Source organism: Methyloligella halotolerans, assembly GCF_001708935.1.
Lineage (GTDB): Bacteria > Pseudomonadota > Alphaproteobacteria > Rhizobiales > Methyloligellaceae > Methyloligella > Methyloligella halotolerans.
On sequence record NZ_MASI01000012.1, the window covers coordinates 46,556 to 53,299 of the forward strand.

4 protein-coding genes and 1 pseudogene are annotated in these 6,744 nt (G+C 64.8%); 1 reads left to right on the top strand and 4 read right to left on the bottom strand.

Annotated elements, in window-relative coordinates:
* Window positions 1–135: 135 nt before the first annotated feature.
* Together A7A08_RS14985 and mobA are read right to left on the bottom strand one after the other, a co-directional pair.
* The gene (locus tag A7A08_RS14985; protein WP_069096265.1) at window positions 136–2,499 is read right to left on the bottom strand and encodes a transglycosylase domain-containing protein; all 2,364 of its coding nucleotides are present in this window, start codon (window positions 2,497–2,499) and stop codon (window positions 136–138) included.
* A 96-nt stretch (window positions 2,500–2,595) separates the two neighbouring features.
* Window positions 2,596–3,222 (bottom strand): molybdenum cofactor guanylyltransferase MobA, encoded by a 627-nt coding sequence (gene mobA / locus A7A08_RS14990; RefSeq protein ID WP_069096266.1) that lies wholly within the window; start codon window positions 3,220–3,222, stop codon window positions 2,596–2,598.
* Window positions 3,223–3,306: 84 nt separating this feature from the next.
* Here mobA and apbC point away from each other — a divergent pair, with 84 nt between their 5' ends.
* Window positions 3,307–4,557: an iron-sulfur cluster carrier protein ApbC gene (apbC, locus tag A7A08_RS14995; protein ID WP_069096267.1), complete on the top strand. Its 1,251-nt coding sequence runs from the start codon at window positions 3,307–3,309 to the stop codon at window positions 4,555–4,557.
* Between the two features lie 31 nt (window positions 4,558–4,588).
* On the opposite strand, the gene A7A08_RS15000 is transcribed toward apbC, so the two are convergent.
* Window positions 4,589–5,413 carry a putative bifunctional diguanylate cyclase/phosphodiesterase gene (locus A7A08_RS15000; protein WP_342586702.1) on the bottom strand — a complete coding sequence of 275 codons (825 nt, stop codon included), beginning with the start codon at window positions 5,411–5,413 and terminating at the stop codon, window positions 4,589–4,591.
* A gap of 63 nt (window positions 5,414–5,476) precedes the next feature.
* Window positions 5,477–6,543 (bottom strand): annotated as a pseudogene (locus tag A7A08_RS17500) (diguanylate cyclase domain-containing protein); the annotation flags it as partial.
* Between the last annotated feature and the right edge of the window lie 201 nt (window positions 6,544–6,744).

The following is a 6,744-nucleotide window of genomic DNA, read 5'->3' on the forward strand; positions in this document are numbered from 1 at the left end:
CGAGATTCCCAACATTTTGGCCGGATCATCGCCCCCCAGCGACCGGCCAACCGGCTCTAGGTTTAATGGATGCTGCGGCGCGAAACAAACCTTTAAACGTAGTGTTAAAGGGGGTGGTTCGCGTGGGGCGAGCGCTCACTCCGCGCTGGTCACCTCATCCGGCTCCGGCACGGGCTGGCGCTCCAGATCCTCCAGCAACACGCGCACCAGAGGCTCCGCGATCTGTCCGGAATAGAGATCCCGCGCCCAGGGCTGCGCAGGCGTCCCCGTGCCGACCACGACCACATAGGAATAGGCAGCACCGGTCTCGAACTGGATGCCGCCGGCGACCCATAGATCGACCGTGTCGTCGGCATTCGGATCGGCGGCGCCCGTGCCCCGGGTTCCGGTCTTGGCGAAATGCAGGCTCACGCCCTTCCGGTTCGCCGCGCACCAGTCGGAGAGATGCCGCATGGTCCCGTGGGCGTAGCAGACCGGCGCGGTCAGGAAGTCCCGCAGGCCCGCGCGTGCCGACGGCTTTGCGATGTCGTTCGGCACGACGTTATCGGTGCCTGCGGTGACGGCATCCTGGCCGACCAGATCCAGCCGCGCATTCAGGGTTGGCGCGGCAAGCGGCTGCGCCCCTCGGCCCGTCAGGTTCGCCAGCACCACGCCGGCCATCCGGTGCACCGTGCGCGGGCTCGCCGCAACATGGCCCACCACGATGGACTTGGCGAGATTGGCGGCCGAGGTCACCGGCTCCGTCAGGGTGATGTCGAGCTTCTCCGTCAGACCACGCAGATCGGACAGCGGCACCTTCGCCGTGCGCCAGAGCAGCGGGGTGTTGAGGGAGCAGGCGAAGGAGACCTCCGCCGTTCGAAGCCTGCGCAGATTGCCTCGCCCGCAAGCCTCCAGCCCCACGGCAGGCGCATCTGTATCCAGCCATTTGGTATCCGCCCGGTCGCGTCCCTGATTGGCGATGGCGATGCCCGCCAGCATCTTGCCGACCGACGCGATGGCGCGAGCTTCCTTCGCTTCATCGTAATGGCCGGTCGTCCGATCGCGCGCCGAGGACGAGCCGAAATAGGCGGCGTTGAAGTTGGATTCGAAGTACCGCACCAGCCGTCCGTCCGCATCCGCCGCGGCGATGATGATGTCCGGGTGGGGCTTCGCGGAATCGAGATCGAGGCTGTAGGCATCGTTGATGCGGTCCGCGTAGCGCGCGTCCAGCTTCGCCAGCACCTGCTTCTCCGCCTCCCGGAAGCGGAAATTCTCCGCCGCGTTCAGGGTCAGATGCACACCGCTGACATCCGCGCGCCAATCGAAGCCGAACCGCTCCTTCAGCTCTTCCCGCGCGCCGTATTTCACCGACGGCAACAGCACGTTGCTCCGGTAGACCGGGTTTGCGCCGGCCCGGGCCCGCCTGTCGGGCGAAAGGCTCGCCAGGATCTCTTCGCCCCAAGGCAGGGGATGTGGATCCGGAGGACGCGCGCTCAAGCGGGCCAGCTCATCGAGAGTGGTCTTCCGTTCGGTCGGATCGTCGATCAGAGCGTTGGCGCAGATCTTCGCTCGTCCCTTGGTCAAACTCTGCCAGTTCGCGAGCCGGATGCGCTCGATCGTCTCCGATCCGCCAAGCAGGATGATCGGCTTGTTCACCGCCGCCGCGAGCACGTATTGCTCGGCCCGCGAAAGCTTCGAGGCGGGCTTACCGAACACGATCAGGCTCGTCTGCTCTACCCCGTAGAGTGCCTGGCCGCCTGTGCGTTGGGCCAGCGGAAAATGGTTCGCCGCCCAGTGCTTCATGCGCGTGGTGTCGCCGGGCTCGACGAGCTGCCACTGAATTACGGGTGCCAGCCACCATTCCTTGAGCTTGCGGGAGATTTTCTCGCCGGCGCTCTCGTCGGGCGAGGGCGGCGTCTTGAAGAAGATCCGGGCGAGCTGCATGGACAGCGTCGAGCCGCCCACGCCGAGGCTCACCCCACCAGATGAGAGCGAGCGGCTGACGGTCGAGTAGGGGATTTTCAAAACGCCGTAGAGATCGATGCCGAACGGGTTGATGAGCCCGCCGAGATGCCGGTCCTCATGGTAGGAGAGGCAGTTCCAATAGGCCTCCGGGACCCGGCCCACATGGAGCGATTTGTGGTCCGGGTAGGCGATGTAATCGGGCAGCGCGATCGGCCGGTCCGTGTAGTTGAAGTCTTCCTGGCTATCGAGAATAGGATCGAAGATGCCGACGAAGTTCTCGTCCCGGTCGTAGATCGCCGTGGCGAGCGACCGCTCATCCGCATAGGCGAGCGCTTTCCCCATCCAGAGCTGGCCGGTCAGACCGCGGATCGGCGCGTAGACATAGGTGAGGGTGAGCGCGAACAGCACATAGAGCACGACCGGTCCGACGATCAGCCGCATCCGCCCGAGCTTCGGGTTGAAGGCGAGCCGCGTGAAGACGAAGCGCAGCACCTTCAGGGGGAAGGCGATCAGGAATTCGAAGCCGTGGAAGATCCAGCGGACCAGATGCAGCATGAGGCGACTCTGAAGATTCTTCTTCCCCGTTCACGCCCCCGGCACCCCAAGCCATCCGGAGACTAGCCGAACGCGCATTCCCTGTCGCGTCTGCCGTCAGTCCCGCTGCAGCAGCGCCTCTGCCGCTTCGCGCTGGTCCGGCCGGTTGATGTTGAAGAAGGGGTCCACCAGCTCGCCCTTGATCTCCACCGCCGGGAAAAAGCAGATCGCGGCCTCCTGGCGCGCCATCCAGTCATGCAGCTTCCGCCCGCCGCGCTCCAGGTAGTCCGCGAGCTCCGTCTCCAGTCCGGCCGGCCAGAGCGCGAACGTCGGATGGGTGCCGCTTTCCGAAGCGGCCATGACGAGCGACCGCCCGCGGCTTTGGCTCAGCATGGTCTCCACCAGGGTCTCGGGGAAGAACGGCGTATCCACCGCGGCGGTGACGAGGGCCGGGATTTCCGGCGAGGTCTTGCGAAGCCAGATCAGCCCGGCAAGAACGCCGGCCAGCGGCCCCGCATAGCCCGCGATGGGGTCGGCGATCACCGGCAGGCCCGTCCCGGCAAAGCCGGCCGGATCGCCATTGGAGTTGATCGCCAGCCGAGCCACCTGGGGCTTCAGCCGGGCGATGGCCCGGTCCACGAGCTGAGCGCCATCCAGCGTGGCGAAGCTCTTATCCGCGCCGAATCGGCTGGATCGCCCCCCGGCGAGCAGCAATCCGGCGGCGGGGTGTCCTGAGAACGACATAGAGATCCTTTGCAAGCGCCGCGATCGCGCTGCCGCAGCAACTGCCGGGTGACGAAGCGGCTCTGGCCGACTAGATATACGACCATGAGTGAAGCAGTGACCAAAGAACAAGTGCTTGACGCACTGAAGCGAATTCCCGGACCCGACGGCAAGGGGGACATCGTCGCCCAGGGCCTCCTGTCCGAAATCGTCATCACCCAGGGGAAGGTCTATTTCTCCATCTCCGTCAATCCGGACCGTGCCAAGGCGCTCGAGGGCATGCGTGTCGACGCCGAACACGCGGTGAAATCCCTGCCCGGCGTCGAGGGCGCTCTCGTCACCCTCACGGCCGATCGGGAGCCTGGCAGCGCTCCGCCGCCGAGCCAGTCTGGCAACGGAGCAGGGGGGAACGGAGCGAGTGCGCAAAGCTCACCCTTCGACAGCAGCGGCCCGGGTCAGCAGGCGCCCACCGGCAGTCCCGGCAAGGGACCGGGCAAGCCCCAAGGCCTGGGAACGCCCGGCCAACAGAACGCACGGCCGAAAGGCACGCCGGTTCCGGGGGTGAAGAGCATCATCGCCGTGGCCTCAGGCAAGGGCGGGGTGGGCAAATCCACGACCGCCGTCAATCTGGCCCTGGGGCTGAAGGCCCTCGGCAAGACCGTCGGCATTCTCGACGCCGATATCTACGGGCCCTCCATGCCGCGGCTGCTCGCCCTCGAAGGCAAGCCCCAGGAGCTCGCCGGCAACAAGCTTCAGCCCATGGAAGCCTTCGGCATGAAGGTCATGTCCATGGGATTCCTGGTGGATGAAGAGACGCCGATGATCTGGCGCGGTCCAATGGTGATGTCGGCCCTCAGCCAGATGCTGAAGGACGTGGAATGGGGCGAGCTCGATGTTCTCGTCGTCGACATGCCGCCTGGCACGGGCGATGCCCAGCTCACCATGGCCCAGCAGGTGCCGCTGGCCGGCGCCGTCATCGTCTCCACGCCCCAGGACCTGGCCCTGATCGATGCCCGGAAGGGCCTCAACATGTTCAAGAAGGTCGATGTGCCGGTGCTCGGCATCGTGGAGAATATGAGCACCTTCATCTGCCCCCATTGCGGCGGCCAGTCCGACATCTTCGGCCATGGCGGCGCGCGTCACGAGGCGGAGCGTCTGGGCGTGCCGTTCTTGGGCGAGGTGCCGCTCACCATGGAGGTCCGCGAGACCTCCGACAGCGGCGAGCCCCTGGTGGTCAGCGCGCCCGACAGCGAGCCGGCCAAGGCTTATCTCGAGATCGCACGAAAGGCCGCAGCCGAACTGGATCAGGCGAAGGGCGGCGGCCGAGCCGCGCCGAAGATCGTCATGGAGCAGTAGCGGAGTTTTTCGCGAGCCCTGAAGCTTAGGCTTAGGCCGCGGTCGTGTGCTTGGAGAGCGTGCTCACCTTGGGCTTCGCGTGGCCTGCCTCTTCCGCCGAGATCGGCTGGCTGTAGAGGAAGCCTTGCACCTCCGGGCAGCCGAACTCGCGCAACATGCGGGCCTGCTCCACCGTTTCCACCCCTTCGGCGGTGATGGTGATATCGAGGGATTTACCGAGCGCGATGATGGTGCGGACGATCGCCTTCACCGCGGGGTCCTTTGTCATGGTCTGGATGAAGTGGCGGTCGATCTTGATCTTCGAGAACGGGAAGCGCGCCAGATAGGAAAGGCTCGAGAAGCCGGTCCCGAAATCGTCCATGGCCACGGCGACGCCGAGCTTCCGGAACGTCTTCAGCTTCTGCAGAACCTCCTCGGTGTCGTTGATGAGGAGGTTCTCGGTAATCTCCAGCTCCAGCCGCTCCGGCGGCAAGCCGGTGTCCTTCAGCACGCTGGCGACCGTCTGGACGATATCGCCGTCCCGGAACTGGGCCGGCGACAGGTTGACCGCGACGGTTAGCGGCTTCTCCCACTTCACGGCGTCGGAGCAGGCGCGGCGCAGCACCCACTCGCCGAGTGGAACGATAAGTCCCGTCTCCTCGGCCACGGAGATGAAGTGCGCCGGTGCGATCTTGCCGTGCACCGGATGGTGCCAGCGGATCAGCGCCTCGGTTCCGCACGCCTCTTCGGTCTCCAGTGAGAATTGCGGCTGATAGAGCAGATCGAACTCGTCGCGGCCGATGGCGAGGCGGAGCTCGTGCTCGACCATGCGCCGGCGTTGCAGCGCCTTGTCCATGCTGCGCTCGAAGAAGCACATGCGCTGACCACCATCGTATTTGGCGCGGGTCAGCGCGATGGCCGCGTGCTTTAGGACGACGTTCGCGGTCTCTCCGTCGCCGGGCGCGAGAGCGATGCCGACGCTGGTCGTGCAGACGATCTCTTTGTCATCGACCACGAAGGGCTCGCGCATCGCCTCGACGAGACGATTCATGAACGCCATCACGTCGCGAGGTTGGTGATCTCGACCAGGGCCACGGCGAACTCGTCGCCGCCGAGCCGACCGAACAGATCGCCCTTGCGGATCGTGGTGCCGATCCGCGTCGCGATCTCGCGGAGCACCACATCGCCGCCCGCGTGATCGAGGGAGTCGTTGATCTCCTTGAACTTGTCAACGTCGACGCAGAGCACCGCGATATGGGTTCGGTTGCGGTGCATATGGTTGAGAGCGTCGCTCAGCAGCCGCGTGAAGGCGGCGCGATTGGGCAGACCCGTCAGCGCGTCGTGATCCTTCAGGAAGCGAAGCTGCTCTTCCGCCTGGTAGCGCTCCTTGCTCCGCATCCAGGCAAAAGCGACCGGCGCGGCGATGCCGACGGCCAGCAGCAGCATCGTCACGACCGCAATCAGGCCGAAATATTCGGCGAGTACCCGGGCCTGTTCGCTCTGGTCGAGATAGACCGTGAGCTTGCCCTCTGGCTGGCCTCCCAGCTTGATCGGAATCGAGAGAGCCGCGAAATAGTCCGGCGCCCCCAGGCCTCCACCTTGGTAGAGTTTGATCGAGGAGTACGGCGAGGCGTCCCCTGTGGCGGTTTCCGCGTCGCTGGCTTCGAGATCCGGTGTCAGATCGAAGGCCGAGTTGCCGCTCGTGAAGACGAGCTGGCCGTCCTTGTCGTAGATCTCATAGCGAAGGACGCGGGGCCCATAGCCCATCTGCTCCAGCAGCTCGCCGACGCGCGGCGCGAGGGAGCGTTTGGCTAGGGAATCGAACAGATAACCGGGTTCGTCCGTGATCTGCTCCGAGATACGGCTTGCGGCTGTCTGGGCCTCGCGTTCCAGCTGCATCTTGCTCACGCGAGCGGGTGCAAAGAACGCAATTGCGCAGATCAATAGCCCCAAGAACGCAAACGCGAACCAGTGCCCGTTCTTATTCAGCGTTGCCATCGAAAGCATCGAGTTTGGCCGCAACTTCCCATCCTAGCAAACCGGACCGTATTGGGGGCCGGTTAAGATCGGCGTAATGAGCGTGCTTAACAAAACGATGCCAGACTAAGGCAACTGACTAACAGAGAACGATTTTTTTGCACCCTATTGGGAAACGATCAGCCGCCGGTCGTTGACATAAATCTGGGTACGGACGGTTTCTTGTCCCGT

What these genes read in the sequence shown, in the direction of transcription:
- A7A08_RS14985 (WP_069096265.1), bottom strand. Translation starts at nt 2,499, where the DNA reads ATGCTGCATCTGGTCCGCTGGATCTTCCACGGCTTCGAATTCCTGATC.
- mobA (WP_069096266.1), bottom strand. Translation starts at nt 3,222, where the DNA reads ATGTCGTTCTCAGGACACCCCGCCGCCGGATTGCTGCTCGCCGGGGGG.
- apbC (WP_069096267.1), top strand. Translation starts at nt 3,307, where the DNA reads ATGAGTGAAGCAGTGACCAAAGAACAAGTGCTTGACGCACTGAAGCGA.
- A7A08_RS15000 (WP_342586702.1), bottom strand. Translation starts at nt 5,413, where the DNA reads ATGTGCTTCTTCGAGCGCAGCATGGACAAGGCGCTGCAACGCCGGCGC.